The organism is Burkholderia sp. Bp9140, from assembly GCF_003853425.1.
Classification (GTDB): Bacteria; Pseudomonadota; Gammaproteobacteria; order Burkholderiales; family Burkholderiaceae; genus Burkholderia.
Window position 1 is genome coordinate 36,887 of record NZ_QTPQ01000028.1, and the last position, 25,668, is coordinate 62,554.

At 68.0% G+C, this 25,668-nt stretch carries 24 protein-coding genes; 9 read left to right on the top strand and 15 right to left on the bottom strand.

Annotated elements, in window-relative coordinates:
• Positions 1 to 15: 15 nt before the first annotated feature.
• The 4 genes from DIE21_RS22890 to DIE21_RS22905 are packed head-to-tail and all read right to left on the bottom strand — an operon-like array spanning position 16 to position 4,929.
• A complete protein-coding gene (locus DIE21_RS22890; protein WP_124499859.1) occupies positions 16 to 1,257 on the bottom strand; it encodes a multifunctional CCA addition/repair protein in 1,242 nt (413 codons plus the stop codon).
• Positions 1,254 to 1,901 carry a glutathione S-transferase family protein gene (locus DIE21_RS22895; RefSeq protein WP_124499860.1) on the bottom strand — a complete coding sequence of 216 codons (648 nt, stop codon included), beginning with the start codon at positions 1,899 to 1,901 and terminating at the stop codon, positions 1,254 to 1,256. The genes DIE21_RS22890 and DIE21_RS22895 overlap by 4 nt, the downstream gene beginning before the upstream one ends.
• 55 nt (positions 1,902 to 1,956) lie before the next feature.
• Positions 1,957 to 2,919: a complex I NDUFA9 subunit family protein gene (locus DIE21_RS22900; protein WP_124499861.1), complete on the bottom strand. Its 963-nt coding sequence runs from the start codon at positions 2,917 to 2,919 to the stop codon at positions 1,957 to 1,959.
• Between the two features lie 57 nt (positions 2,920 to 2,976).
• Positions 2,977 to 4,929: a lytic transglycosylase domain-containing protein gene (locus DIE21_RS22905; RefSeq protein WP_124499862.1), complete on the bottom strand. Its 1,953-nt coding sequence runs from the start codon at positions 4,927 to 4,929 to the stop codon at positions 2,977 to 2,979.
• Positions 4,930 to 4,937: 8 nt separating this feature from the next.
• On the opposite strand from DIE21_RS22905, the gene DIE21_RS22910 reads away from it, so the two are divergent.
• Positions 4,938 to 5,549 (top strand): 5-formyltetrahydrofolate cyclo-ligase, encoded by a 612-nt coding sequence (locus DIE21_RS22910; protein WP_124499863.1) that lies wholly within the window; start codon positions 4,938 to 4,940, stop codon positions 5,547 to 5,549.
• A 68-nt stretch (positions 5,550 to 5,617) separates the two neighbouring features.
• Here DIE21_RS22910 and DIE21_RS22915 read toward each other — a convergent pair whose 3' ends face one another.
• Entirely contained in the window at positions 5,618 to 6,130 is a 513-nt protein-coding gene (locus DIE21_RS22915) for a winged helix DNA-binding protein (RefSeq protein WP_121861190.1), read from the bottom strand.
• Positions 6,131 to 6,278: 148 nt separating this feature from the next.
• On the opposite strand from DIE21_RS22915, the gene pxpB reads away from it, so the two are divergent.
• Genes pxpB through pxpA form a run of 3 tightly spaced genes read left to right on the top strand, consistent with a single transcriptional unit; the run spans position 6,279 to position 8,818 of the window.
• Positions 6,279 to 6,935, top strand: coding sequence for a 5-oxoprolinase subunit PxpB (gene pxpB / locus DIE21_RS22920; protein ID WP_124499864.1), 657 nt, complete (start codon positions 6,279 to 6,281; stop codon positions 6,933 to 6,935).
• Positions 6,932 to 7,999 (top strand): biotin-dependent carboxyltransferase family protein, encoded by a 1,068-nt coding sequence (locus DIE21_RS22925; protein ID WP_124499865.1) that lies wholly within the window; start codon positions 6,932 to 6,934, stop codon positions 7,997 to 7,999. The genes pxpB and DIE21_RS22925 overlap by 4 nt, the downstream gene beginning before the upstream one ends.
• Positions 8,000 to 8,053: 54 nt before the next feature.
• The gene (gene pxpA, locus DIE21_RS22930) at positions 8,054 to 8,818 is read left to right on the top strand and encodes a 5-oxoprolinase subunit PxpA (protein ID WP_124499866.1); all 765 of its coding nucleotides are present in this window, start codon (positions 8,054 to 8,056) and stop codon (positions 8,816 to 8,818) included.
• A 561-nt stretch (positions 8,819 to 9,379) separates the two neighbouring features.
• On the opposite strand, the gene DIE21_RS22935 is transcribed toward pxpA, so the two are convergent.
• The 10 genes from DIE21_RS22935 to DIE21_RS22980 all read right to left on the bottom strand — a co-directional run bounded on the left by DIE21_RS22935 (position 9,380) and on the right by DIE21_RS22980 (position 20,807).
• Positions 9,380 to 10,522, bottom strand: a complete 1,143-nt coding sequence (locus DIE21_RS22935) for a TraB/GumN family protein (RefSeq protein WP_124499867.1) — start codon at positions 10,520 to 10,522, stop codon at positions 9,380 to 9,382.
• The gene (locus DIE21_RS22940) at positions 10,515 to 11,531 is read right to left on the bottom strand and encodes a peptide ABC transporter ATP-binding protein (RefSeq protein ID WP_124499868.1); all 1,017 of its coding nucleotides are present in this window, start codon (positions 11,529 to 11,531) and stop codon (positions 10,515 to 10,517) included. The genes DIE21_RS22935 and DIE21_RS22940 overlap by 8 nt, the downstream gene beginning before the upstream one ends.
• Positions 11,528 to 12,526, bottom strand: a complete 999-nt coding sequence (locus tag DIE21_RS22945; protein ID WP_124499869.1) for an ABC transporter ATP-binding protein — start codon at positions 12,524 to 12,526, stop codon at positions 11,528 to 11,530. The genes DIE21_RS22940 and DIE21_RS22945 overlap by 4 nt, the downstream gene beginning before the upstream one ends.
• Before the next feature lie 84 nt (positions 12,527 to 12,610).
• A complete protein-coding gene (locus tag DIE21_RS22950) occupies positions 12,611 to 13,528 on the bottom strand; it encodes an ABC transporter permease subunit (protein ID WP_124499870.1) in 918 nt (305 codons plus the stop codon).
• Positions 13,529 to 13,532: 4 nt separating this feature from the next.
• Complete coding sequence (locus DIE21_RS22955; protein WP_124499871.1) at positions 13,533 to 14,543, bottom strand: ABC transporter permease subunit; 1,011 nt, start codon at positions 14,541 to 14,543, stop codon at positions 13,533 to 13,535.
• A 110-nt stretch (positions 14,544 to 14,653) separates the two neighbouring features.
• On the bottom strand, positions 14,654 to 16,282 hold the full coding sequence (locus tag DIE21_RS22960) for an ABC transporter substrate-binding protein (protein WP_124499872.1): 1,629 nt from the start codon (positions 16,280 to 16,282) through the stop codon (positions 14,654 to 14,656).
• A 331-nt stretch (positions 16,283 to 16,613) separates the two neighbouring features.
• On the bottom strand, positions 16,614 to 17,921 hold the full coding sequence (locus DIE21_RS22965; RefSeq protein ID WP_124499873.1) for an MFS transporter: 1,308 nt from the start codon (positions 17,919 to 17,921) through the stop codon (positions 16,614 to 16,616).
• A gap of 189 nt (positions 17,922 to 18,110) precedes the next feature.
• Positions 18,111 to 18,422 (bottom strand): high-potential iron-sulfur protein, encoded by a 312-nt coding sequence (locus DIE21_RS22970; protein ID WP_006751923.1) that lies wholly within the window; start codon positions 18,420 to 18,422, stop codon positions 18,111 to 18,113.
• Positions 18,423 to 18,583: 161 nt separating this feature from the next.
• A complete protein-coding gene (locus tag DIE21_RS22975; RefSeq protein WP_124499874.1) occupies positions 18,584 to 19,693 on the bottom strand; it encodes an NAD(P)/FAD-dependent oxidoreductase in 1,110 nt (369 codons plus the stop codon).
• A 133-nt stretch (positions 19,694 to 19,826) separates the two neighbouring features.
• Entirely contained in the window at positions 19,827 to 20,807 is a 981-nt protein-coding gene (locus DIE21_RS22980) for an AAA family ATPase (RefSeq protein WP_124499875.1), read from the bottom strand.
• 405 nt (positions 20,808 to 21,212) lie between these two features.
• Here DIE21_RS22980 and DIE21_RS22985 point away from each other — a divergent pair, with 405 nt between their 5' ends.
• The 5 genes from DIE21_RS22985 (at position 21,213) to rqpR (ending at position 25,529) form a co-directional block, all read left to right on the top strand.
• Positions 21,213 to 21,701: a hypothetical protein gene (locus DIE21_RS22985; protein WP_124499876.1), complete on the top strand. Its 489-nt coding sequence runs from the start codon at positions 21,213 to 21,215 to the stop codon at positions 21,699 to 21,701.
• A 5-nt stretch (positions 21,702 to 21,706) separates the two neighbouring features.
• On the top strand, positions 21,707 to 22,522 hold the full coding sequence (locus DIE21_RS22990; protein WP_124499877.1) for an endonuclease/exonuclease/phosphatase family protein: 816 nt from the start codon (positions 21,707 to 21,709) through the stop codon (positions 22,520 to 22,522).
• Positions 22,523 to 22,863: 341 nt separating this feature from the next.
• Positions 22,864 to 23,634 (top strand): ferredoxin--NADP reductase, encoded by a 771-nt coding sequence (locus DIE21_RS22995; RefSeq protein ID WP_124499878.1) that lies wholly within the window; start codon positions 22,864 to 22,866, stop codon positions 23,632 to 23,634.
• Between the two features lie 415 nt (positions 23,635 to 24,049).
• The gene (gene rqpS / locus DIE21_RS23000) at positions 24,050 to 24,865 is read left to right on the top strand and encodes a quorum system sensor histidine kinase RqpS (RefSeq protein WP_124499879.1); all 816 of its coding nucleotides are present in this window, start codon (positions 24,050 to 24,052) and stop codon (positions 24,863 to 24,865) included.
• Positions 24,866 to 24,872: 7 nt separating this feature from the next.
• Positions 24,873 to 25,529, top strand: a complete 657-nt coding sequence (gene rqpR / locus DIE21_RS23005; protein WP_124499880.1) for a response regulator transcription factor RqpR — start codon at positions 24,873 to 24,875, stop codon at positions 25,527 to 25,529.
• Positions 25,530 to 25,668: the final 139 nt, after the last annotated feature.

The following is a 25,668-nucleotide window of genomic DNA, read 5'->3' on the forward strand; positions in this document are numbered from 1 at the left end:
CCCGGTTGTTCCGCACTATTCGCCGATCGCCAGCGCCTGCTTGACGGCCTCGACCCGTGCGCGATGCACGGCGTCCTTGATCTGCATCGCATCGTCGCCGATGCCGCGCGCGATCGCGCCGGCGTCGACGCTGCGCGCCGCGACCAGCGCCACGCGCAGCCGCTCGGCCTGCGGATACGGCTGCGAGTCGAGCCCGAGCCGGCCGCGCGCGTCCGACTCGCACGCCTGCAGCATCTCGGCAAAGCGCGCCGGCTTGCGCAGCGCATCGCTGCGCTCGAAGAGCCGCACCAGCGCCGCCGCGCCCATCTCCATCACGCGATGCAGGTTGCCGTGCTCGCGCGCGACCACCAGCGCGAGATCGCGGCAGTCGTTCGGCACGCGCAGCCGCTCGCACAACGGCTTGATGAGGTCGACGCCGCGGCCTTCGTGGCCGACGTGGCGCGGCAGCACGTCGGCGGGTGTCGTCGCCTTGCCGAGATCGTGCGTGAGCGCCGCGAAGCGCACCGGCAGCGAATAGCCCTGCTTCGCCGCATAGTCGACGACCATCATCACGTGCACGCCCGTGTCGACTTCCGGGTGGTAGTCGGCGCGCTGCGGCACGCCCCACAGCGCGCCGACCTCGGGCAGGACGCGCGCGAGCGCGCCGCACTCGCGCAGCACCGCGAACATCCGCGACGGCTTCGCCTCCATCAGCCCGCGCGCGATCTCCTGCCACACGCGCTCGGGCACCAGCGCGTCCGCTTCGCCCGCGTCGACCATGCGCCGCATCAGCGCGAGCGTGTCGTCCGCGACCGTGAAATCCGCGAAGCGCGCGGCAAAGCGCGCGATCCGCAGGATCCGCACCGGATCCTCGACGAACGCGTCGCCCACGTGCCGGAACACGCGTGCATGCAGGTCGGCCTGCCCGTCGAACGGATCGATCACCGGCCCGATCAACACGCCTTCCGGGCTCACTTCGCGCGCCATCGCGTTGATCGTCAGGTCGCGCCGCGCGAGGTCCTCGTCGAGCGTCACGTCGGGCGCGTAGTAGAACTGGAAGCCGTGATAGCCGGCCGCCGTCTTGCGCTCGGTGCGCGCGAGCGCGTATTCCTCCTGCGTGTCCGGATGCAGGAACACGGGGAAATCCTTGCCGACCGGCCGGAAGCCTTGCGCGGCCATCTGCTCGGGCGTCGCGCCCACCACCACGTAATCGCGGTCCTGCACCGGCACGCCGAGCAATTCGTCGCGGATCGCTCCGCCTACCGCGTAGATGTTCATGGCGTCGGTTCGTATTCGGCAATCACGTTGGTTTCGCGGCGCGCGGCTTCGATCCAGCGCTGCACCGCCGGCAGCGCCGTCACGCGTGCCGCGTAGCCGGCCGCCTCCGGCGACAGCGCCGGCGCATACGTGTTGAAGCGCATCACGACGGGCGCGTACATCGCATCGGCGATCCCGAACTCGCCGAACAGGAACGGGCCGCCCGATGCCTCGATGCACGCGCTCCACAGCGCGTCGATGCGCGCGACGTCGGCGAGCGCATCGGGCGTCGCGCCGCGCCCCGGCATCGACGCGCGCACGTTCATCCCCATCTGCGTGCGCAGCGCGGCGAAGCCCGCGTGCATCTCGGCCGAGATGCAGCGCGCGTGCGCGCGGTCGAGCGGATCGTCCGGCCACATCGGGAACTGCGGATAGCGCTCGGCGAGCGTTTCGGCGATCGCAAGCGAATCCCAGATCGCGGTGCCGTGATCGTCGATCAGGCACGGCACCTTGCCGGTCGGCGAATACTCGCGGATGCGGGCAGCCGTGTCGTCGCGGCGCAGCTCGATCGCGATCTCGTCGAACGGGATCCCGAAATGCGCGAGCAGCAGCCACGGCCGCATCGACCACGACGAGTAATTCTTGTCTCCAATGACGAGTTTCATGGCGGTGTTCCGGAAAGCGCGAAAGTGATTGACGGAAAGCGGCGGCCCGCGACGCCTAGTGGCGGCGCGAGCGGAACCAGTCGAAGCGGGACCGCTGCGCGGCGTGGCCGAGATACGCGGGCGCGATGCTCTCGAGACTCGCGGGCGAGATTCCGAGTTCCGGCGCGAGCGGCCCGGACAGCACGTTCGGCACCGACATCGATGCAAGATTGTCGCGCGTGATCACCGGCTCGCCGGGCAGGCATTCGAACACGCGCGCCTGCAGCCGCGCGAGCGCGTCGGGCAGCCGCACGATGCGTGCCTGCCGGCCGACCAGCGTGCCGCAATAGCGCACCAGCTGCTCGAGCGTATAGACGGTCGGGCCGCCGAGCTCGTAGGTCTTGCCGTGTGCGCCCGCGAGATCGAGCGTGTTGACGAACGCGCGCACCACGTCGCCGACGAACACCGGCTGGAAGCGCGCGTCGGGCATCGCGAGCGGCAGCACGGGCAGCGTGCGCTGCAGGTTCGCGAACGTGTTGAGAAAGGCGTCGCCGGGGCCGAACACGACCGACGGGCGGAAGATCGTCAGCGCGAGCGAATCGGTCGCCGCGACCGCATGCAGCGCGGCCTCGCCGTCGCCCTTCGAGCGCTGGTACATGCTCGGGCCATGCGAATCGGCGCCGAGCGCGCTCATGTGCAGCACGCGCCGCACGCCGACTTCGACGCACGCGGCGGCCAGCGCGGCCGGCAGCGCGACGTGCGCGCGCTCGAACCCCGGCCCGTACGGCGTGCCGTGGCCGCCGTGCAGCACGCCGACGAGATTGACGGCCGCGTGCGCGCCGGCGACGAACCGGGCCAGCGTGCGCGTATCGAACGCGTCGAGTTCGACGATCTCGACCGGCAGCATCTGCAGGTGGCGCGCGTGCTCGCGCCGCCGCGTGCCGATCCGTACCTGCTTGCCGGCGTCGATCAGCGCGTTGACGAGCAGGCTGCCGATGAAGCCGGTGCCGCCCAATAGCGCGACGGTCTGGCGATCCATGTTCGAGACCTCAAAAGAACACTGCCGCGTCTCGCGCGGCAGTGTGAAGATTGCGGATCAGGGCGAGATCATGCCTAGACGCTTCTTCAACGACTGCGGTTTGCCCTCGAAGAGCGCCGCGTAGTAGACGGTATTCGACAGCACGTTCTTCACGTAGTCGCGCGTCTCGTTGAACGGAATCGTCTCCGCGAAGATCGCGCCTTCGACCGGCTGCGTCAATACCTGGCGCCACTGGCGCGGCCGGCCCGGGCCCGCGTTGTAACCGGCGGTCGCCAGCACCGGCGAGCTGTCGAAGGTATTGTAGATGTCGGCCAGATACCAGGTGCCGAGCTGGATGTTGGTATTGATGTCGTGCATCTGCGCACGCGTGATCGTGCCCATCCCGAGCTTCTTCGCGACGATCTGCGCGGTGGCCGGCATCAGCTGCATCAGCCCGCCCGCGCCGACCGACGAACGCGCGTTCGTGATGAAGCGCGATTCCTGGCGGATCAGCCCGTACGCCCATTCGATGTCGAGGCCCGACGACTGCGCGTAGCGCTCGACGATGTCGCGGTACGGCGACGGATAGCGCAGCGTGAAGTCGTGCTCGGCCTTCGTGCGGTCGGCCGTGTTGACCGTGCGGTCGAGCAGGTCGACGCGCTTGCCGTACTCGGCGGCCGCGAGCAGCTGGCGATCGGTCATCCCGCGCAGCGGCCAGTTCCATTCGCGATTGCCTTCGAGGCGCAGGTTCAGCCCGTAGAAGCGCTGCGCGAGCGCGAAGCCCGGGATCTTGCTCATCGCGTCGACCTCGGCGTCGCTCACCTTCGTGCGCGGCGGGATCGACGTGCGCTGGCCGAGCTCTTCGCCGGCGAGCTGCCCGTAGAAATTGTACTGGCCCGCGACCTGCTCGAATTCCTGGTTCGCCTGCAGCGTGTCGCCGCTCTGCTTGAGCGCGCGCGCATGCCAGTAGATCCATGCCGGATCGTCGCGCAGCGACGGCGGCATCTGTTCGATCGACCAGCGCACCATCGGCCAGTTGCCGGCGAGCAGCGCGGCGCGCGTGCGCCATTCGTAGCCCGGATTCGACAGCGGCGCGTTCGCGGATTTCGCATACCAGACCGACGCGAGCGGCGAGCGCTTGATCGCGCCCTGGTAGCCGATCGCCCCCCACGCGATCGCCTGTTCCTGCTTCGTCAGCGAGCCGGTGACCGACGTCAGCATCCCTGCCGCCGCGTCCGGATCGTTGCGCGCCATGCGGCCGAGGGCGATCAGCGCGAGCTGGTGCGACACGGCGTCGGGGCCGATGCCGCGCGCGAGGTACAGCGGCGGTGCGCTCGTCGCCTGGTCGAAGCTGACCGGGCGCGGGCCGAGCGCGTCGACGATCTTGCCGCCGAGCGTCGTGTAGTTCTGCTCGTACGCGAGGCGCGCCTGCTGCCACACGTCATCGCTCGTGAACTGCTGGTTGACCGTCAGTGCCGTAATCAGGTCGACACAGGCGTCGCCGTAGTATTTCGGCTCGACGAGCAGCGCGCGCGCCGCCTCGGCGACGTTCTCGCCGCGCGCCGCGCGTGATTCGAGCGCATAGCACTTGACCTGCGTGTCGTCGTCGAGCACGAAGCGCTTGTACTGGTCGTCGAAGTTGCGCCAGTCGTGGCGCGCGCCGAGCACGAGCAGGTAGTCGTTGCGCAGGCGGTCGGCGATCGCCTGGCCGTCGTAGCGCTGCAGGAACGACTGCACGGGTGCGTCGGGCGCGTCGGCACGTGCGCGGCCCGTCGAATCGAACAACTGCGGCTTGATCTGGAAATACTCGACGTAGGACGGGACCGGATAGTTCGGGATCATCGACGCGAGCTGCGCGGCCTTCGCGGCGTCGTTGCGGCGCGCGGCTTCGCGAAGCTGCACGAAGATCTGGTCGTCCCCGGCGAGCGTGTCGTCGTTCGGTGCCGCGCACGCGGCCGTGCCCGCGACGAGCGCGGCGGCCGAAAGCGTGAGCGCGACCGCGCGATATACTCGGAAAAGGCTGTTCGACATCGTTTTGAATGGAGCACGAAGTGAACGAAAGCATAGCATGCAACCCTGTGCCGAACCCGAAGGTTGCGCTGCGCAAAACGCTGTCCGGCGCGCGTCGCGACGCCGCGTCGCAGCCCGCCGCGAACGCCGCGCTCGACGCGCGGCTGCGCCTGTTGCTCGAGCAGCTCGCACCGCGCACGGTCGGCTTCTACTGGCCGCTGGCGGGCGAATTCGACGCGCGCGACGCGGTGCTCGCGTGGGCCGCGGCAGGCCCGGGCCGCCGTGCCGCGCTGCCGGTGATCGGCGAGAAGCACACGCCGCTCGCGTTCCATGCATGGGATGCCGATACGCCGATGCGCGAGGGGCACCACCGGATTCCGGAACCGGCGTCCGGGGTCATCGTCGTGCCCGACCTATTGCTGATTCCGTGTGTGGGATTCGATCTGCAGCGCTACCGGCTCGGCTATGGCGGCGGCTATTACGACCGCACGCTCGCGATCTGGCCGGGCGACACGCTGCCGGTGACGGTCGGCATCGCGTATGAAGCGTGCCGCGTGGATGCGCTGCCCGCCGAAGTGCACGATCTCGCGATGCGCTGGATCGTGACCGACGGCGCGCTTTACCCCGCCGCTGCCGGATGACGCGGCGCGCGACACCGCGCCAGCGGCATGCCGCGCGTCACCGCGTTCACCGTCCCGTTCGCAATCGTTTACAGCGAAGCCGCCGCACGCGCGGCCGTGTCGTAGAGGCCCGATGCGTGGCGCAGCAACTGCGCCGCGTCGCCGATCTGCTCGTTGGTGAGGCCGCTGTCCTTCAGCGTCTCGATCAGGCAATGCTCGCGCACCTCCCGATACTTCAGGCACAGCTCGCGGCCCGCGTCGGTCGCGAAGAAGAACACCTCCTTGCCGCTCTTCTCGCTCTTCACATAGCCGCGCGCGATCAGTTTTTTCAGCGCGTAGGTCGCGACGTGCGTATCCTCGATATTGAGCACGAAGCAGATGTCGGCGAGCTTCTTCTTGCGTTCGCGATGGCTGACGTGATGCAGCAGCGACACCTCAACCGCCGTCATGTCCTTCGCGCCCGCGGCCGACATGCAGCGCACCATCCAGCGGTTGAATGCGTTGCCGGCCATGATGAGCCCGTATTCGAGCTCCGACAGCTCCGCGCTCGAATCGGAAACGAGGTGTTCGGATGACACGATCTTGGTCGGAGGACGCTTCATGGAAAGGCGGCGCAAGCGGGATGTCAGGGTGTGCCGAGTGTACGACAGAAGCCGCCGTATACGAGCTAGGCGAAAACGCTTATTGGGAAGTTGTCGATATTTTATTGACAATGTGCGCTAACATTGCCGTCCGAACCGTGCCAGTCCGATGACGCAACCCCGCATTTATCCGCTCGGCGATGCCGCCCTCGTGTGCGAGATGCCGCCGCCCGCCACGCTCGATTGCCAGCGCCGCGTCTGGGCCGTCGCCGAGGCCGCGCGCGCGTGGCCCGACGTGATCGACGTCGTGCCGGGCATGAACAACCTGACGATCGTGTTCGACGCGCTCGCCGCGACGGCCGAGTCGCTCACGCCGGCGCTGCGCGACGCGTGGGAAACCGCCGACGTCGAGCACGCGGACGGCCGCGCGATCGAGATTCCGGTCGAGTACGGCGGCGCGGCCGGGCCTGACCTGTTGGCCGTCGCCGCGCATACCGGGCTGTCGGCCGACGAAGTCGTCGCGCGCCACGCGGCCGGCGAATACGTCGTGTTCTTCGTCGGCTTCCAGCCGGGCTTCGCGTATCTCGGCGGCCTCGATGCGTCGCTGCACACGCCGCGCCGCGCGGCACCGCGACTGGAAGTGCCGGCCGGCTCGGTCGGCATCGGCGGTGCGCAGACCGGCATCTATCCGGCCACGTCGCCCGGCGGCTGGCAGCTGATCGGCCGCACGTCGCACGTGCTGTTCGACCCCACGCGGCCGCAGCCGACGCTCTTGCTGCCCGGCGACCGCGTGCGCTTCACCATTGCGGGAGTCGACGCGACATGAGCCAGAACATCGCACCGGGCACGATCGAGGTGGTCCGCGCCGGCCCGCTGTCGACCGTGCAGGATCTCGGCCGCCGCGGCACGCGCCATCTCGGCGTCGCGCAGGGCGGCGCGCTCGACGGCCTCGCGCTCGAGGTCGGCAACCGGCTGGTCGGCAACCGCCCCGACGCGGCGGCCGTCGAGATCACGATCGGCCCGGCCGCGTTCCGCTTCACCCGCGCGACGCGCATCGCGATCACCGGCACCGAATTCGGCGCGACGCTCGACGGCAAGCCCGTGTATTCATGGTGGAGCCTGCCGGTCGAGGCCGGGCAGACGCTCGTGCTGCCGGCCGCGAAGCGCGGGATGCGCGGCTACCTGTGCATCGCGGGCGGCATCGACGTGCTGCCGATGCTCGGCTCGCGCAGCACCGATCTCGCGTCGCGCTTCGGCGGCCTCGGCGGCCGCGCGCTGCGCGACGGCGATCGGCTCCCGGTCGGCGTGCCGCCAGCCGGCGCCGGCTGCCTCGCGGCCGATGCGCCCGAATTCGGCGTGAAGGCGCCCGCGTGGTGCGCATTCGTGCGCGTCGACGAGCCGCCGCGCCGGCACCGTCCCGCGCATGCGCCGTGGGCAATGCCCGTGCGCGTGCTGCCGGGCCCCGACTACGCGTCGTTCGCGGCCGATTCGCAGCAGGCGTTCTGGGACGGGGAATGGCTCGTCACCGCCAACAGCAACCGGATGGGCTATCGTCTCGCCGGCGCCGAGCTGGTGCGCGAGCGGCCGGCCGAGCTGCTGTCGCACGCGGTGCTGCCCGGTACGATCCAGGTGCCGCCGAACGGCCAGCCGATCGTGCTGATGCACGACGCGCAGACCACCGGCGGCTATCCGAAGATCGGCACGGTGATCCGCGCGGATCTCTGGAAACTCGCACAGGCCCGGCTCAACCTGCCGATCCGCTTCGTGCGCGCGACACCCGACGCCGCGCGCGCCGCCCTGACCGCGGAACGTGCCTATCTGCGGCAGATCGACGTCGCGATCGAGATGCGCGAGGAAACGCGCCGCCGCGCGCAATCGCGCGCGGCGTGACAATGGCGGAAGCAACATGGAGGACGCGCCACGCCATCAGTGGACGAGAACATCATGGAAATCGATCTGAATGCCGATCTCGGCGAAGGATGCGGATCGGACGAGGCGCTGCTCGACCTCGTCACGTCGGCGAACATCGCGTGCGGCTGGCATGCAGGCGGCGCCAATGCGATGCGCGACTGCGTGCGCTGGGCCGTGCAGAAAGGCGTGTCGATCGGCGCGCACCCGAGCTTTCACGACCCGGAGAATTTCGGCCGCAAGGAAATGCACCTGCCGGCCGGCGACATCTATGCGGGCGTGCTGTACCAGCTCGGCGCGCTGTCGGCGATCGCGCAGGCCGAAGGCGGCCGCATCGCGCACGTGAAGCCGCACGGCGCGCTGTACAACCAGGCCGCGCGCGACCCGATGATCGCCGATGCGGTGGTGTCCGCGATCCACGACTTCGATCCGTCGCTAGCCGTGTTCGGGCTCGCGAACAGCGTGTTCGTCGCGGCCGCCCGCCACGCGGGGCTTGCCGCGGTGGAGGAAGTGTTCGCCGATCGCGGCTACCGCGCGGACGGCTCGCTCGTGCCGCGCAGCCAGCCCGGCGCGCTGATCGACGATGAGGATGCGGTGCTCGCGCGCACGCTCGACATGGTGCGCGAGCGGAAGGTGCGGGCGGTGAGCGGCGAGTGGGTGCCGCTCAATGCGCAGACCGTCTGCCTGCACGGCGACGGCCCGCATGCGCTCGCGTTCGCGAAGCGGATTCGCGCGGCGCTGGAAGCGGCGGGGGTCGACGTCGTCGCGCCCGGTGCGCTGCAGGCCGACGAAGGCGCCTGACAGGCGCGCAAGCCCCGCCGCCTGACGGAAACCGCCGCACCAAAGAAAAAAGCGCCCGTGTGGCGCTTTTCTGTTGGCACAATCGCCGCGGACTTTGCCGTCTGTCGATTCGCCCCCCGAAACCGTCTGTCGACGGCGACCGGAAAGATGCTCCGGATTAAAAAACGTCCGCCGCCGCCCGATTGCTGCTTCCCCCGGTCGGACGACGGAACGTCGCTTATCCGCAAGTCTGTCGCATGCATTTGTCGTGTTGTGCCGACGATGATTGGCCCCGCCGTGCATGCAGACACTCCGCGGCCGGCACGACCATCGCGTGCCGGCTACGCTAACCCCGCGCTTTGTTTTCTGCTACCCCGTAGAACTTTTTCTATTCTTTTCAATTTTTCAACTTGTGGGATGAAGAATAGAGATTGCCAGAACGGGATGTCAATCGTTTTAAACGCTATTTCCTGAGGATTCGAGGGTTTTCCTTATCGAACCGCGCGGGCTGCACAGGCGCCTCACACCGCAGGTGAGCCGTCAATCAAACAGGGGAGGAACGGTACGCGGCACCCGGCGCGATCAGTTCGCGTCGACCCGGTATCCTTGCTGGCGCAACAATTCGAGCACGCCGCGCGGGCCGCCCAGATGCAGCGCGCCGATCGCGACGAATACCGGCCGGTTCGGCGCGGCGATTGCCGTCATCCGTGCAACGAAGCGCCGGTTGCGCTCGTACAGGATCTTGTTGTCGATCGACGCCGACAGCGCCTTCGAACGGGCCAGCCGTTCGCTCTTCGCGACCGCCCACGCCGAGATCGCATCGGCGTCGCCAATTCGCCACAGCCGGTGCAGCGCCTTGATGTCGTCGGCGTTCTGCGCCGGCGTCTGCACCATGTCCTGCGCGAGCATCTCGCGCTGCTCGGCGAGCGTCAGCCCGGTGAACGCGCGCATCTGCTCGGCGAGCGTCTCGAGCCCGATCACGCGGCCGCTCTTCTTCAGGAACACGTTCTGCAGCTGCGCCTCGGTGCCGTACTCGGTCTGCAGGCCGGCCGACAGCGAGTCGTAGGTCTCGACGACCAGCGCCGCGAGCCACGGCCGCATCCGGCGGATCTCCACGAGCGCGGCCGGGTTGCCGCGCAGGCGCGCCGCGAGGCGCTGCCACAGCGGCTCGGGCAGCAGGCGCTGCAGGCACGGATAGCGGCACACGCCGTATTTCGACACGTCGTCCTGCGATTCGAGCAGATCGTCCGGCGACAGCTCGAGCGCGAGCGTCGGCGACGCGGCGAGCGCCGCGAGGATCGGCGGCCGGAACGGTTGCGCGGGCGGATAGTCGGACGGGTCGCCGGTGTGCAGCGTGCCGAGCACGTACAGCGTGACCTTGCCCTTGGTGGCGACATAAAACGGCATGCGCGCGGGCTGCACGCGCACCGTGCCGCGCGCGACCGTGCCGTTCGACACGGACGGCACGTGGAAGCCCGGCAGGCTCATCCCGGGCGGCGGAACCTGCGACGGACGGATCGGCGAACTCGCCGGCGCGCGCCCTTCGGCACGCGCGGCGTCGACCGGGACCAGCATGCTGGCGGCCACGCACGCGCCGGCCAGCGCCGCGCCCGTGACCGTGCGCACGCTCCAGCGCCGTGCGTTGCGGCACGCGCGCATCACGCGCGCGCTGCCAGCCCCCGAACGGCGCACGCCAGGCGCGCGCGCCGCCAACCCATCAGGCATTCGCCTCCCCCACCTCCTCGGCGCGATGGCAGGCCACGCGGCGTCCGTCGACGTCGCGCAGCTGCGGTTCCTCGACGCGACAGCGCTCGACCGCGTACGGGCAGCGCTGGTGAAACGCGCAGCCCGACGGCGGATTGAGCGGCGACGGCAGCTCGCCCTGCAGCTTGATCTGCACGCGGCGGTCTTCCTCGAAGATCGCCGGCGTCGCCGACATCAGCGCGCGCGTGTACGGATGGCGCGGGCGTGCGTAGATCGTCGCCTTGTCGCCGAGCTCGGCGACGCTGCCGAAATACATCACCATCACGTCGTCCGCGATGTGCTCGACCACCGACAGGTTGTGCGAGATGAACACGTAGCTCGTCTTGAACTGCTCCTGCAGATCCATGAACAGGTTCAGGATCTGCGCCTGGATCGACACGTCGAGCGCGGATACGGGCTCGTCGGCGACGACGATCCGCGGATCGAGGATCATCGCGCGCGCGATCGCGACCCGCTGGCGCTGGCCGCCCGAGAACATGTGCGGGTAGCGCTTCGCGTGCTCGGGCCGCAGGCCGACCGTGCGCATGATCTGCGCGATGCGCGCCGCGCGCTCGGCGGCCGTCAGGTTCGTGTTGATCTCGAGCGGCTCGGCGAGCGTCTGCTCGACCGTCTTGCGCGGGTTCAGCGACGCGAACGGGTTCTGGAACACCATCTGCACGCGGCGGCGCAGGTCGGCGACCGTCTCGCGATTCGCGCCGGCCACGTCCTTGCCGTCGATCGTCAGGTGGCCCGAGGTGGGCGTCTCGATCATCGTGAGCTGGCGCGCGAGCGTCGACTTCCCGCAGCCCGACTCGCCGACGACGGCGAGCGTCTTGCCGCGCTTCAGCGTGAACGACACGCCGTTCAGCGCCTTCACCGTGCCCTGACCGAACATCCCGCGCTTGACCGTATAGTGCTTCGCGAGACCGTCGGCCACCAGCACGGCTTCCTCGTCGTGCGGCGTGGCACGCGTTTGATTGACTGCATTCATCGTGCGCCTCCCGTCAGGTCGAGGTTGGAAACATTGAGCGGCTTGATGCAGCGCGCACGCATCGCATCGTTGCCCGGCACCAGCGTATCGAGCGCCGGACGCGCCTTGCGGCAATCGTCGACGACGTACTTGCAGCGCGGTGCGAACAGGCAGCCGGACGGGCGATCATCGCGGCCCGGCACCATGCCCGGCAATGCGGCAAGGCGACGCGCCCCCTTATTGTGCTCGGGAATCGCCGCGAGCAGCGCTTCGGTGTACGGATGATGCGGCGCACGGAAGATGTCCGGCACGCGATTGGTCTCGATGACCTCGCCCGCGTACATCACCGCGACGCGCTGCGCGACCTCCGACACCACGGCCAGGTCGTGCGAGATCAGCACGAGCGCCATCCCGCGCTCCTTCTGCAGCTTCACGAGCAGATCCATGATCTGCGCCTGGATCGTCACGTCGAGCGCGGTGGTCGGCTCGTCGGCGATCAGCAGCTTCGGGTTGCACGCGACCGCCATCGCGATCATCACGCGCTGGTTCATGCCGCCCGACATCTGGTGCGGGAACGACGTGATGCGGTTCTTCGCATCGGGAATGCCGACCTGGTCGAGCAGCTCGAGCGCGCGCCGGTGCAGCGCGTCGCCGCGCAGGCCTTCGTGCAGCTTCAGCACCTCCTTGATCTGGTAGCCGACCGTGTAGCTCGGGTTCAGGCTCGTCAGCGCGTCCTGGAACACCATCGCGATGTCCTTGCCGACGATCTTGCGGCGCGCCTTCGGCGACGCCTTCAGCAGGTCCACGCCGTTGAACGTGACCTCGTCGGCCGTCACCTTGCCCGGCGCGTCGATCAGGCCCATCAGCGCCATCATCGTCACGCTCTTGCCCGAGCCCGATTCGCCGACGACGCCCACCACCTCGCCCGGCGCGATCGACAGGTTGATCCGGTCGACAGCGGGCAGGCCGTTGAAGTTCACCGCGAGATTGCGGATAGTCAGTAGATTTTGGCTCATGTCGTCCTCCGCCGGGCCGCCCCAAGGAGGGCGACCGCCCCCTTGGGGGGCAGCGAACATAGTGAGTGTGGGGGTTGTTTCATCTCACGCCATCCGCTTCAGTTTGGGATCGAGCGCGTCGCGCAGCCCGTCGCCGAGCAGGTTGATCGCGAGCACCGAAATCAGGATCGACAGGCCGGGCATCGTCACGATCCACCAGGCGTTGTCGATGTAGTCGCGCGCGGAGGCCAGCATCGCGCCCCACTCGGCGGTCGGCGGCTGCACGCCGAGGCCGAGGAAGCCGAGCGCCGCCGCGTCGAGGATGGCCGACGAGAAGCCGAGCGTCGCCTGCACGATCAGCGGCGCGGTGCAGTTCGGCAGCACCTGCGAGAACATCAGGCGCAGCGTGCCGGCACCGGCCACGCGCGACGCCGTCACGTACTCCTTCTGCAGTTCGCCGAGCGCCGACGCGCGCGTGAGACGCACATAGGCCGGCAGCGCGACGATCGCGATCGCGAACATCGTGTTGGTGAGGCCCGGGCCGATGATCGCGACGACCGCGACCGCGAGCAGCAGCGACGGCAGCGCGAGCAGCACGTCCATGATGCGCATCACGGGCGTGTCGGCCCACTTCTGGAAGAACGCGGCGACCAGCCCGAGCACGATGCCGGGGATCAGCGCGAGCACGACCGACACGAAGCCGATCCAGAACGACATGCGCGCGCCGAACATCAGGCGCGAAAGGATGTCGCGCCCCGCTTCGTCGGTGCCGAGGATGAACTGCCAGTTGCCGCCAGCGAGCCACGCGGGCGGGATCTTCACGAAGTCGCGGTATTGCTCGACCGGGCTGTGCGGCGCGATCAGCGGTGCGAAGATCGCGACCAGGATCAGCACCAGCACGACGATGCCGGCGCCGACGGCGCCGCGGTTGCGCGAGAAGTTGGCCCAGAACTCGCGCAGCGCGAGCGCACGGCCGCCGGCCGGCGCGGATTCGCTCGGCAGGGTGTTTTGCAGATTGCTCATGGAATTACCTCGTGTGGCGGATGCGCGGATTCAGCACGCCGTACAGCAGGTCGACGACCAGGTTCACGATGATCACGAGCGTCGCGATCAACAGGATGCCGCCCTGGACGACCGGATAGTCGCGGCGGCCGATCGCATCGATCAGCCACTTGCCGACGCCGGGCCACGAAAAGAGCGTCTCGGTCAGCACGGCGCCGGCGAGCAGCGTGCCGATCTGCAGGCCGATCACGGTGACGACCGGGATCAGCGCGTTGCGCAGCGCATGCACGACGACCACGCGCGCGGGCGACAGCCCCTTCGCGCGTGCGGTGCGGATGTAGTCCTCGCGCAGCACTTCGAGCATCGACGAGCGCGTCATCCGCGCGACCACCGCGAGCGGGATCGTGCCGAGCACGATCGCGGGCAGGATCAGGTGGCTGACCGCCGACCTGAACGCGCCTTCGTCCGGCGCGAGCAGCGCGTCGATCAGCATGAAGCCCGTCGGATGCGGGAAGTCGTATTCGACCGCGATGCGCCCCGATACGGGCGTCCAGCCGAGATATGACGAAAACACCATGATGAGGATCAGCCCCCACCAGAAGATCGGCATCGAGTAGCCGGTGAGCGCGGTGCCCATCACGCCGTGATCGACGACCGAGCCGCGCCGCAGCGCGGCGATCACGCCGGCCGGCAGGCCGACCGCGAGCGCGAACACGAGCGCGCACAGCGACAGCTCGACGGTCGCCGGGAAGCGCGCGAAGAATTCGCCCGCGACGCTGGTATTGGTGATGATCGACGTGCCGAGGTCGCCGTGCAGCGCACGGCCGATGTAGTGGATGTACTGCACGGGCAGCGGCTGGTCGAGCCCGAGCCGTTTCATTGCCTCCGCATGCATCGCGGGATCGACGCCGCGCTCGCCCATCATCACTTCGATGGGGTCGCCCGGTATCAGGTGAATCAGCGCAAACGCCAGGATGGTGATGCCGATGAAGGTCGGGATCACCATGCCCACGCGGCGCAACACGAAAGTGAACATGATGCGTCTCGTATTTTCTTGTGGGAAATGTGCGACCGGCGACGGGAAGCTTTTGGCCTCCCGCCGCCGGATGAGTTAGCCGGTCTTCGCGACAGCTTACACGGGCCGTATTACTTCACGCCGACACCGTCGAAGCGTGCATAGCCGAGCGGCTCGATGCGCATGTCGACCACGGTCTTGCGTACCGGCTGGTAGACCGTCGAGTTCGCGATCGGCGAGAACGGCAGCTGCTGCGCGAAGATCTGCTGAGCCTGCGTGTAGATCTTCGTGCGCGCGTCCTGGCCCGTCGTCGTGCGGCCCTTCTGGACCAGGTCGTCGAACGGCTTGTAGCACCAGTGCGAGAAGTTGTTGCCCTTGATCGCTTCGCAGCCGAGCAACGTGCCGAGCCAGTTGTCGGGGTCGCCGTTGTCGCCCGTCCAGCCGATCAGCATCGTGTCCTGCTCGCCCGTGTGCGCGCGCTTGATGTACTCGCCCCACTCGTACGTGACGATCTTCGCCTTCACGCCGATCTTCGCCCAGTCGGCCTGGATCATCTCGGCCATCAGGCGGGCGTTCGGGTTGTACGCGCGCTGCACCGGCATCGCCCACAGCGTGATGTCGAAGCCGTTCGCGAAGCCGGCCTTCGCGAGCAGCGCCTTCGCCTTCGCGGTGTCGTACGCGGGCATCTTCAGGTTCTTGTCGTACGACCATTGGGTCGGCGGCATCGGCGCGCCGGCTGCCTGGCCCGCCCCCTGATAGACGGATTCGAGAATCGCCTTCTTGTTGATCGCCATGTCGAGTGCCTGACGCACTTCGAGCTTGTCGACCGGCTTGTGCTCGACGTTGTACGCGAGGTAGCCGAGGTTGAAGCCCGGCTGCGACGGCATGTCGATGCCCGAGTCGGCCTTCAGCGTCGCGATGTCGGCCGGACGCGGATAGCTCATCACCTGGCATTCGTTGCGCTTGATCTTCTGCACGCGCACGCCCGGGTCGGGCGTGATCGAGAAGATCAGCTTCGACAGCTTCACCGCGCCCTTCTTCCAGTAATCAGGATTGCCGTCGAAACGGATCGTCGCGTCCTTCGTGTAGCTGCGGAAGATGAACGGGCCCGTGCCGATCGGCTTCTGGTTGATGTCGGCGGCCTTGCCGGCCTTCATCAGCTGATCGCCGTATTCGGCCGACAGGATCGACGCGAATTCCATCGCCATGTTCTGGATGAACGGCGCGTTCGGCTCGGCCAGCGTGAACTTCACGGTATACGGATCGACCTTCTCGACCTTCGTGATCAGCTTGTCGAGGCCCATGTCGGTGAAGTACGGGAACGACACCGGGTAGGCCTTGCGGAACGGCTGGTTCGGATCGAGCATGCGCTCGAACGAGAACACGACGTCGTCCGCGTTGAATTCACGCGTCGGCTTGAAGAAGTCGGTCGTGTGGAACTTCACGCCGTGGCGCAGGTGGAACGTGTAGACCTTGCCGTCGGACGAGACGTCCCACTTCTCGGCGAGGCCCGGCTCGACCTTGGTGCCGCCGCGCTCGAATTCGACGAGGCGGTTGTAGACGGTGAACGTGGCGGCGGTGAAATCGACGCCGGTCGTGAATTGCGCGGAATCAAAACCCGCCGGGCTGCCTTCTGAGCAGTAGACGAGCGTTTTGTTCGGGATCTGTGCGAATGCAGAACCCGCGACGCCGAGCGATGCCGCTGCCACGCCTGCAATGGCGGTAACACGCAGGGTGTGCAACAGACGGTTGTATTCCATGTTTCCTCCAGGTCTCCAGATCGGAACCGGTCCCGCAGGGGGGCCGGGGTACGCGGATATTACTTGAGCTAGCGATTCTGCAACAAGCTGGAGAAAAAACTCTTCTAGACGCATCGACGCGGGTTTTTGCCGATGTCTTGCGCCGGCGAAAAGTGCCTCTGCACGCGCGAGCGGCCATTTCGCCGATCCGGCGCGTGTTTCCTTCGACAACTAAACAATTCGTACGCGCAGGCGAACGTGCGTCACGCGGCAGGTCCGCGTGAATTCCCGGGCTTCGCCGCGCATCGTTGCGTTTTCCGAAACGACGAGATGCCGGTCCGGGCCCGCATCGTCAGGCCGGCGCGTCGAGATCCGCGCTGCGCGCGGGCACGAACGCGACCGCGACGATCGATAGCGCGAGCCCCGCCATCACGTAATAGGTCGGCGCGAGCGGCGTGCCCGTCACCTTGATCAGCCACGTGACGATGAACTGCCCGAACCCGCCGAACAGCATCACCGCGACGTTGTACGCGATCGACAGCCCGGTCGAGCGCACGTTGGCCGGGAACAGCTCGGCGATCATCGCGCCGAACGGCCCGTAGTAGCCGGCGAGCGTCACCGACAGCACGGCCTGCACCGCGATCAGCCGCCCGATGCTCGGCGCGGCGTCGAGCCACGCGAACAGCGGATACATCAGCACGAGCGTCAGCACGAGCGACCACAGCGACAGCCCCTTGCGGCCGATGCGGTCCGACCACGCACCGGCGACCGGCGACAGCACCATCAGCAGCAGGTTGCCGATGATCACCGCGTAGAACGATTCCGCATATGGCAGCTTCAGCTGCTTGACCGCGAAGGTCGGCAAATAGCTGATCAGCACGTAGATCGTCACCGTCAGCGCGATCACCGAGCCGAGCCCGCACAGCACCTCGCGCGGATGGCGCGTGAACACGTCGCCGAGCGTCGCGCGGCGCGCGCTTTGCTGCGCATGCAGGAACGCCTCGGAATCGGCGAGATGACGGCGGATATAGAAGCCGATCGGCCCGATCACGAGCCCGAGGATGAACGGCACGCGCCAGCCCCAGCTGTGCAGCGCGTCGTGCGACAGCCCGCGCGTGACGGCCGCGCCGACCAGCGCGCCGATCAGCAGCGCGGCCGCCTGGCTCGCCATCTGCCAGCTGCCGTAGAAACCGCGTTTCGAGAACGGCGCGGCTTCGATCAGCAGCGCGGTCGCGCTGCCGAATTCGCCGCCGGCCGAGAAACCCTGCAGCAGGCGGCCGAACACGATCAGGAGCGGGCCGCCGATGCCGATCGCCGCGTAGGGCGGCGCGATCGCGAGCAGGAAGATGCCGGCCGTCATCAGCAGGATCACGAGCGACAGCGCGGCCTTGCGGCCCGCGCGGTCCGCGTATAGCCCGAACACGATGCCGCCGATCGGGCGCATGAAGAATGCGACGCCGAACGTCGCGGTGGTCAGCAGCAGCGACGAGTATTCACTGGAAGTCGGGAAGAACAGCTCGGCGATCACGACCGTCATGAAGCCGAACACCGTGAAGTCGTACCACTCGAGCGCGTTGCCGATCACGGCCGCCGCGACCGCGCGCCGGTTCAGCGCGCGCTCGGGCCGGATGGTTTTCGTTGAATTCGCAATCGTCGCCATGCGAGCCTCGTCCTCGTGAATTCGCCGTATCGGGCGGCGCGGCGTGCGGGGGAGCCGCGGCGCGCTGGTTTGCAGCGAGTGTAGAAAGCGACGGAACCGTTTTCAAGCATAAAAAACGCCCGCCATCGTCCGACGGCGGGCGTTTTGCGGTTTTCGCCACATTGCGGCATCGCACGATGCCGCACGGACTCAACCCATCTTCGAGAATGCGCTGCACCAGCCCTTCGCCGACACCTGCTTGCCGGGGAACGCACCGCAGGGGCCCGAAGCCGAGCCCTTCTTGCCCTGGTACAGCATGCAGGCCGCGCAATCCTGGCCCGCTGCGTATTTCGGATACTTCGTCTTGTCGACCTTCGTGGCATCGGCCTTGTAGCCGAGCGCCACGGCGGTCGGATCGGTCTCCGACAGCATCGGCGCATCGGCCAGCGCTTCGCGCGACAGCGCCAGCGCGGACACGGCGCCAATGCTCGTGATCAGGAAACTCCGACGGGTTGTTTTCATGGGGGACTCGCTCCAACGTTATCGGTTTGAAAGCCGTTCTGGCGACGGCCGTTCGACAGAATAACGCTCAAGCGCACCAATGTGCGCGCCGAAATGCCGGAGATAAGGGATTTCACACGGGGTTGCACACGGCCGGCCCGCACCCGAGCGGGCCGTGTGCGTCATGCATACGACGTCATGTCGCCGACGCGCTGCGCGAGCGCGAGCGATGCGGTCAGCCCCGGCGACTCGATGCCGAACAGGTTCACGAGCCCGCGCACGCCGTGTTGCGCCACACCCTGCACGACGAAGTCGGCCGGCGGCTCGCCGGGCCCCGCCAGCTTCGGGCGGATCCCCGCGTAAGCCGGCTGCAGCGCGCCGTCGGGCAGTTCCGGCCAGTACGCGCGGATCGATGCGTAGAACGCCTGTGCGCGCGCCGGATCGACTTCGTAGCGCAGCGCATCGACCCATTCGACGTCCGGGCCGAAGCGCGCCTGCCCGGCCAGGTCGAGCGTCAGGTGCACGCCGAGTCCCGCCCGGTCGGGCATCGGATACACGAGATGCGAGAACGGCACGCGCCCGGACAGGCTGAAGTAATTGCCGCGCGCGAGATAGAGCGGCGGCACCCAGTGCGGGTCGAGGCCGTGCGTGCGGCGTGCGAGCGCCTGCGCGCCGAGGCCCGCGCTGTTGATCACGCACGCCGCTTCGATTTCGGCCGGCGCGTCGCCGCCGGTGTGCACGACGAAGCGGCCGCCGCGCAGCACGTCGATCGACTCGACCGGGGATTTCAGCGCGCACATCGCACCGTCGCGCTGCGCGTCGCCGAGCAGCGCGAGCATCAGCTGGTGGCTGTCGACGATGCCGGTGCTCGGCGAGAACAGCGCCTCCGTGCATTCGAGCGCGGGCTCGAGCGTCTGCGCCTCGGTGCGCGTGAGCGGCATCAGGTCCAGCACGCCGTTTTCGGCCGCGCGCGCGGCGATCGCCTTCAACTGCTTCGCCTGCGCGGCGCTCGTCGCGACGAGCAGCTTGCCCACGCGCCGATGCGGCACGTGACGGGTTTCGCAGAATTCGTACAACAGGTCGCGCCCGCGCACGCACGACATCGCCTTCAGCGAACCGCGCGGGTAGTAGAGCCCTGCGTGAATCACCTCGCTGTTGCGCGAACTCGCGCCCGTGCCGATCGCGTCGGCCGCCTCGAGCACGATCGTTTCGCGCCCGCGCGCGGCCAGTTCACGCGCCACCGCAAGACCGACGACACCCGCGCCGATCACCACACAATCCGTCTGCTCCATGGCGTTTCGCGTCGCTCACGCGTCGAGGGGATAGATAGGAATTGTACGTCCCGGTTCTCCCGCTTGCCGAACGTACGTGCATCCGCACGAGCGTGCGCATCGCGAGGCCCGGCGGGACGCGCGCGCCGCCGGCTCAGAAGCCGATCGGCCGGCGCTTTGCCGCCCCCTCGTCGGCGCGGATGTCGGAGGGTGCGATCACGTCGCGGCCGTCGAGCCGCGCGGCGCCGAACGCATGCAGCAGCGCGCGGCGCATCGTGCGCGGCGGCGTCGCGGCCAGCACGTCGAGCGCGTCGTCGTCGAGCGTGTCGGGAAAGCGCCGCCCCCACGCGTGCGACGTGCGGATCTCGCCGTAGATCGTCTGCGCGATCCGCCGCGCGCCGGCCGCATCCGGCGGCGCGATCTCGTACACGTTCATCCGGTTCAGCAGCGGCTCCGGAATCGCCTGCGCGTCGTTCGCGGTCGCGATCCAGATCACGTTGCCCGCATCGATCGGCACTTCGGCGAATTCGTCGACGAACGCGCGCGCGGTATCGTGCTCGAGCAATGCGTACAGCGCGCCGAGCGGATCGTATTGCGCGTCGCTGCCGGCCTTGTCGATCTCGTCGACCGCGATCACCGGGTTCGCGTAGCTGCCGTTGACGAGCGCCTCGAACACCTTGCCGGGCTTCGCGTTCTTCCATTGGGACGACGCGCCCGACAGGATCCAGCCGGCCGTCAGCGAACTCATCGGCACGTAGTGGTACGCGGTGCCGAGCAGTTGCGCGAGCGCCTTCGCGAAATGCGTCTTGCCGATGCCGGGCGGCCCGAGCAGCAGGATCGGCATCAGTTCGAGCCGATCGTCGGTCTCGAGGCACAGCGCGACCTGCTTGCGCACGTCGCCGAGCGGCTCGGTGAAATTGGGCAGCGCGTCGCCGAGTTCGTCGAACGACGGCATCCGGTTCGGCTTCACGCAAAAGCGCAGATTGCCGGTCTTGAGCATCCGCTCGTAGGTGGCGCGCAGTGCGTCGCTCGCGCTCTCGTTCAGGTCGTTCAGCGCGGTCTCGACCTGCTCGAGGTCGTACACCGTGCTGAAGGACGCCACCGCCAGTTCCTGTTTCACCATCGCCGTCGTCATACCAACCTCGCTACCGCTGCCGTCACACGACCATCAGACCCTTACGATTTCAGTGTAGCGATCCCGCATCGGCGTGCAAGCAAGCAGCCGCGCGAGTCTGCTGCTAACACCCGGCGCGCGCTGCACGCGTGCGCGACGCGGCGTATCATCGATGGTTCACCCGCGCCACGCCGGCGTCGCCGGCCGCGTCCGCGCGATCGAGAACCACCTCGTCACCGAGCGCGCGAGCGTCGCGGAGTTCGCGCGCTTTTTCGCTTGAAAACGCGTGACGCGCACCTACCTTTCGTTCAGGACCGGACCGTGCTGCGAACCCGCGGCGACGCGTCCTGTCACACGACCGTCCAAATCGATCGGGCGTAAGATGTGCGTCCGTTCCCCGCTACCCCGCGTTTCCGGAGAAGTTTCATGCTGAAACACGGCCTGGCCGTCCTGCTCGCGAGCGTCGCGCTCGCGGCCCATGCGCAGAGCCCCGCACCGGCCGCCGTCGCGTGGGAGATCCAGGTGGTGCGCGACGGTCAGACGATCGACACGTTCCAGCAACGCACCACCGTGGGCCAAACCCGCACCGACACCCATCGCTATCCGTCCGCCGTGCCCGTCGGCTGCGGCAATGCCGCGCGCGTCGTGCCGACCGAGCGTTCGCGCTCGGTGACGGTCGCGCCGCTCACCGTCGACGACGCCGCGCACACGGTGTCGCTCGCGCTCGACGTGCAGGAAACCCTCGACGACGAAAACGCGACGCGCGGCGATCCATGCCTGCCCGCGTCGCCGCGACAGATCGTCGCGAGCCATCCGGGGCTGTCGGTCGGTGGCGAAGCCTGGACCGACTGGACGATCGTCGAGCAGCGCCCGCGTCTCGTCTACCGCGTGCGTGCGCACGTCGCAAAGGACTGAGCGCCATGTCCGCCGACGCCCTGTCCCTGCCGTTCGCCGAACCGCACGCCGCGCCCGACGAAATCACCGCGGTCAGCTGGAACCTGCACAAGGGCCGCTCGCCGCTCGGCTTCACCGCGTGGAACGCGATGCGCAACTGGATGCAGTCGACGCACGCCGACGTGTATTTTCTGCAGGAAGCGATGGCGCGCCGCATGCCGCGCCCGATGCTCGCCCCCGGCTTCGGCGCGCCGATGGACGACGCGGTCGACGACGTGTGGCACTGCCAGGCCACCGAGATCGCGCAGGCGCTCGACTGGCAGATCGCGCTCGGGCCGAACGTGTTCAAGCCGTCGTGGCGGCACGGCAACGCGATCCTGTCGCCGCATCCGCTCGATCTCGGCGGCCGCTGGGACATCTCCGCGCACCGCTTCGAGCGGCGCGGGCTGCTCGTCGCGCGCGCGACGCTCGCCGGCGCGCGGCCCGTCACGCTGCTGTGCGCGCACCTCGCGCTCACGCGCGCGGCGCGGCTGCGCCAGATGCACTGGATTGCGCACTGGATCGTGCGCAACGCGGGCGACGGCCCGCTCGTGCTCGCCGGCGACTTCAACGACTGGCGCAACGATTCCGTCGCGCTGTTCGACGAGATCGGGTTGTCCGAGGTCGCGACGCTGCTCGGCCAGTCGGGCCGCACGTTCCCCGCGTTCTCCCCGGCGCTCGCGCTCGACAAGATGTTCGTGCGCGGGCTGACGCCGCTCGAATGGCAGGCGCCGTCCGGCGAAACCGCGTGGCTGTCCGATCACCTGCCGTATATCGCGCGGCTGCGCCTCGATCCGCCGTGACGCGAGCGCGGTCACGCCGCAGGCGCGCGGCCGGCGGCGCCTGCGGCGACCGCTCGATGCGCTTCGCGGCGCCGCGCGCGCCGGTCCCGGCGCGATGCGCGCGGCCCATCGTTGAAAGCTTGTTGAAATGATTCGTTGCGCCAAATCCGCGCAGCCGCGCGGGTCAAGCCCGCATCGGCCCCAAGCAGGGTAAAATAACGAGTTCCTCAAACGTCTGTCATCGAGAAGGCGCGTGTCCGACGCGCCGGCCGGCCGATCCGCGATCGGGCCGACGCACTCGGTTTTTTGCCCGTTTTTGGGCCCGTTACACGCGTTCGCCACGCGCGTCCGTTTTCAAAGCCATGAGCAAATACGACACCGCCACCGTCCAATCCGTCCATCACTGGACCGACACGCTTTTCAGCTTCACCTGCACCCGTGAGCCGAGCCTGCGCTTCAACAACGGCGAATTCACGATGGTCGGCCTCGAGGTCGAGGGCAAGCCGCTCGCGCGCGCCTACTCGATCGTCAGCCCGAACTACGAAGAGCACCTCGAATTCTTCAGCATCAAGGTCCAGAACGGCCCGCTGACGTCGCGCCTGCAGCACCTGAAGGTGGGCGACCCCGTGCTGATCGGCAAGAAGCCGACCGGCACGCTCGTCGCCGACAACCTGCTGCCCGGCAAGACGCTGTGGATGCTGTCGACCGGCACGGGCCTCGCGCCGTTCATGTCGATCATCCGCGATCCGGACATCTACGAACGCTTCGACAAGGTCATCCTGACGCACACGTGCCGCCTGAAGGGCGAACTGGCGTACATGGACTACATCAAGCACGACCTGCCGGGCCACGAGTACCTCGGCGACATCATCAAGGAAAAGCTCGTCTACTACCCGACGGTCACGCGCGAAGCGTTCGACAACGAGGGCCGGATCACCGACCTGATCGCGACGGGCAAGCTGTTCACGGATCTCGGCGTGCCGGCGTTCTCGCCGGAAAACGACCGCGTGATGCTGTGCGGCAGCACCGCGATGCTGAAGGACACGACCGACCTGCTGAAGCAGGCCGGCCTGGTCGAAGGCAAGAACAGCGCTCCGGGTCACTACGTGATCGAGCGCGCGTTCGTGGACTGATCGATCTGCGAATTTGTGCCGTATCAAGAACCGGAGCAAAAGCTCCGGTTTTTTTTCGTCCCCTCTTGGCGAATTCGTAACAAATTGAGACCATACCATCTCAAATAGTTACATTTGGATACGGGCCGGCCGGGTGCTTTCGTGTCGGTGTTTTTCCTACAATGGCTTCGTCCCGATTATTCACATTTACCCTTAAATGTCCGCCTGACATGACTTTTTCAGAATTTTTGAGATATTATTCGGCCCGCGTGGTTGCCCCTCGGATGGCCATTGAAGGGTCGGACTCAAACGTTACAAGTTGTAACTTTTGTTACCTCGGCATGGGGCGATTCTCTGGCGGCGGCCGTCATCGAAACGGCAGCCAATCCACGCAGCCAGCCGGTGCCTGAACCGCTTTCTGACAGCAGGGAGAGTCATGGATACGTCGCTCAACGCGCCTCCGGGCGCCCGCGCCCCGTTCCCGTCGCAGCCGCACGTGCACGGTTGCGGCGCAGCCACGCCCATGGCCGAAGCCCTGCCCAACGGCGACGCATCCGCGACCCGGATCGCGGCGCTGTCCACCCAACTGATGGCCGCCGACGAAGCGGCCCGCCGCCATCTGGCCGGCGAGCTGCATGACGGGCTCGGCGCCGAACTCACCGCCGCGCGTTTCGCGCTCGCAAACGTTCAAACATGGCTGCCGGCCGATGCGCCGGACGGTTGCCTGCGCGCGCTCGAACTGGCGCAGCGGGCGCTCGACGCCGCGACCGACGCGAACCGCCGGCTGATCGACGAGCGCGACACGCCGGCGCTCGACGGCGGCGTCATCGGCGCCTTGTCGGCATGGGTCGACAGCCACGCGGCCCGCACCGGCCTGCGCACGAGCTTCGTCTGCGCGGCCGACGCTCGGCTCACGCAACTCGCCGGCGCCAGCGCGCTCGCGATCTTCCGCGTCGCGCAGGAAGCGCTGTCGAACGTCGCGAAGCATGCGCGTGCGACGTCCGTCGACATGCACATCGACACGGACCGCTCGCATCTGTCCCTGATCGTCACCGACGATGGGACCGGTTTCTCGCGCAACCGGCGCGCCGGCTACGGCCTCGCCGGGATGCGCGCACGCTGCGAGGCGTTCGGCGGCAGCTTCGACGCGAGCGCGCCGGAATCGCGCCGCGGCACGCGCGTCACCGCGCGCTTCGCGTGGGACTCGCTGTTCGCGGTGCCGGCCGCCGCGCGCCGCGCATCGCTTTCGTGAGGTCGCCATGAGCCTGAACATCCTGCTCGTGGACGATCACGCGATCGTCCGGCAAGGGATCCGCCACCTGCTGATCGACCGCGGCGTCGCGCGCGAAGTGACCGAAGCCGAGACCGGCAGCGATGCGATCGCCGCCGTCGACCGCCGGACCTTCGACGTGATCCTGCTCGACATCTCGCTGCCGGACACGAACGGCATCGAGCTGCTCAAGCGCATCAAGCGCAAGCTGCCGGGCACGCCGGTGCTGATGTTCTCGATGTACCGCGAGGACCAGTACGCGGTGCGCGCGCTGAAGGCCGGCGCGGCCGGCTACCTGTCGAAGACGGTGAATGCCGCGCAGATGATCGGCGCGATCCAGCAGGTCGCGGCCGGCCGCAAGTACGTGAGCCCGGCGATGGCCGAGGCGCTCGCCGAATACGTGTCGTTCGAGAACGAACCGCTGCCGCACGAGAAGCTGTCCGATCGCGAATACCAGACGCTCTGCATGCTCGCATCGGGCAAGCGCCTCACCGACATCGCGAACACGCTGTCGCTGTCGGTGAAGACGGTCAGCGTGTACCGGTCGCGGCTGCTCGAGAAGATGCGGCTGTCGAACAACGCGGAACTGACGTTCTACGTGATGAGCAACCGGCTCGTCGACATGGCACCCGCGTCGGGCGCCTGATCCATCGCATTCGCCGGAATCGTGCGATTCACCGCGCCGGCCACCTCCGGGCCGGCCCCGGCCCGCGCGCGTTGCGTGCAAGCGCTTGTTTTATCGGACGATTCCGGAGCGCGCCGCTGCGCCGCAGCGGGTCTTGCGC

What these genes read in the sequence shown, in the direction of transcription:
- DIE21_RS22900 (WP_124499861.1), bottom strand. Translation starts at nt 2,919, where the DNA reads ATGGATCGCCAGACCGTCGCGCTATTGGGCGGCACCGGCTTCATCGGC.
- rqpR (WP_124499880.1), top strand. Translation starts at nt 24,873, where the DNA reads ATGAGCCTGAACATCCTGCTCGTGGACGATCACGCGATCGTCCGGCAA.
- pxpA (WP_124499866.1), top strand. Translation starts at nt 8,054, where the DNA reads ATGGAAATCGATCTGAATGCCGATCTCGGCGAAGGATGCGGATCGGAC.
- DIE21_RS22965 (WP_124499873.1), bottom strand. Translation starts at nt 17,921, where the DNA reads ATGGCGACGATTGCGAATTCAACGAAAACCATCCGGCCCGAGCGCGCG.
- DIE21_RS22990 (WP_124499877.1), top strand. Translation starts at nt 21,707, where the DNA reads ATGTCCGCCGACGCCCTGTCCCTGCCGTTCGCCGAACCGCACGCCGCG.
- DIE21_RS22925 (WP_124499865.1), top strand. Translation starts at nt 6,932, where the DNA reads ATGAGCCAGAACATCGCACCGGGCACGATCGAGGTGGTCCGCGCCGGC.
- pxpB (WP_124499864.1), top strand. Translation starts at nt 6,279, where the DNA reads ATGACGCAACCCCGCATTTATCCGCTCGGCGATGCCGCCCTCGTGTGC.
- DIE21_RS22935 (WP_124499867.1), bottom strand. Translation starts at nt 10,522, where the DNA reads ATGCCTGATGGGTTGGCGGCGCGCGCGCCTGGCGTGCGCCGTTCGGGG.
- DIE21_RS22960 (WP_124499872.1), bottom strand. Translation starts at nt 16,282, where the DNA reads ATGGAATACAACCGTCTGTTGCACACCCTGCGTGTTACCGCCATTGCA.
- DIE21_RS22945 (WP_124499869.1), bottom strand. Translation starts at nt 12,526, where the DNA reads ATGAGCCAAAATCTACTGACTATCCGCAATCTCGCGGTGAACTTCAAC.
- DIE21_RS22895 (WP_124499860.1), bottom strand. Translation starts at nt 1,901, where the DNA reads ATGAAACTCGTCATTGGAGACAAGAATTACTCGTCGTGGTCGATGCGG.
- DIE21_RS22985 (WP_124499876.1), top strand. Translation starts at nt 21,213, where the DNA reads ATGCTGAAACACGGCCTGGCCGTCCTGCTCGCGAGCGTCGCGCTCGCG.
- DIE21_RS22975 (WP_124499874.1), bottom strand. Translation starts at nt 19,693, where the DNA reads ATGGAGCAGACGGATTGTGTGGTGATCGGCGCGGGTGTCGTCGGTCTT.
- DIE21_RS22995 (WP_124499878.1), top strand. Translation starts at nt 22,864, where the DNA reads ATGAGCAAATACGACACCGCCACCGTCCAATCCGTCCATCACTGGACC.
- DIE21_RS22890 (WP_124499859.1), bottom strand. Translation starts at nt 1,257, where the DNA reads ATGAACATCTACGCGGTAGGCGGAGCGATCCGCGACGAATTGCTCGGC.
- DIE21_RS22940 (WP_124499868.1), bottom strand. Translation starts at nt 11,531, where the DNA reads ATGAATGCAGTCAATCAAACGCGTGCCACGCCGCACGACGAGGAAGCC.
- rqpS (WP_124499879.1), top strand. Translation starts at nt 24,050, where the DNA reads ATGGATACGTCGCTCAACGCGCCTCCGGGCGCCCGCGCCCCGTTCCCG.
- DIE21_RS22970 (WP_006751923.1), bottom strand. Translation starts at nt 18,422, where the DNA reads ATGAAAACAACCCGTCGGAGTTTCCTGATCACGAGCATTGGCGCCGTG.
- DIE21_RS22905 (WP_124499862.1), bottom strand. Translation starts at nt 4,929, where the DNA reads ATGTCGAACAGCCTTTTCCGAGTATATCGCGCGGTCGCGCTCACGCTT.
- DIE21_RS22955 (WP_124499871.1), bottom strand. Translation starts at nt 14,543, where the DNA reads ATGTTCACTTTCGTGTTGCGCCGCGTGGGCATGGTGATCCCGACCTTC.
- DIE21_RS22910 (WP_124499863.1), top strand. Translation starts at nt 4,938, where the DNA reads ATGGAGCACGAAGTGAACGAAAGCATAGCATGCAACCCTGTGCCGAAC.
- DIE21_RS22980 (WP_124499875.1), bottom strand. Translation starts at nt 20,807, where the DNA reads ATGACGACGGCGATGGTGAAACAGGAACTGGCGGTGGCGTCCTTCAGC.
- DIE21_RS22950 (WP_124499870.1), bottom strand. Translation starts at nt 13,528, where the DNA reads ATGAGCAATCTGCAAAACACCCTGCCGAGCGAATCCGCGCCGGCCGGC.
- DIE21_RS22915 (WP_121861190.1), bottom strand. Translation starts at nt 6,130, where the DNA reads ATGAAGCGTCCTCCGACCAAGATCGTGTCATCCGAACACCTCGTTTCC.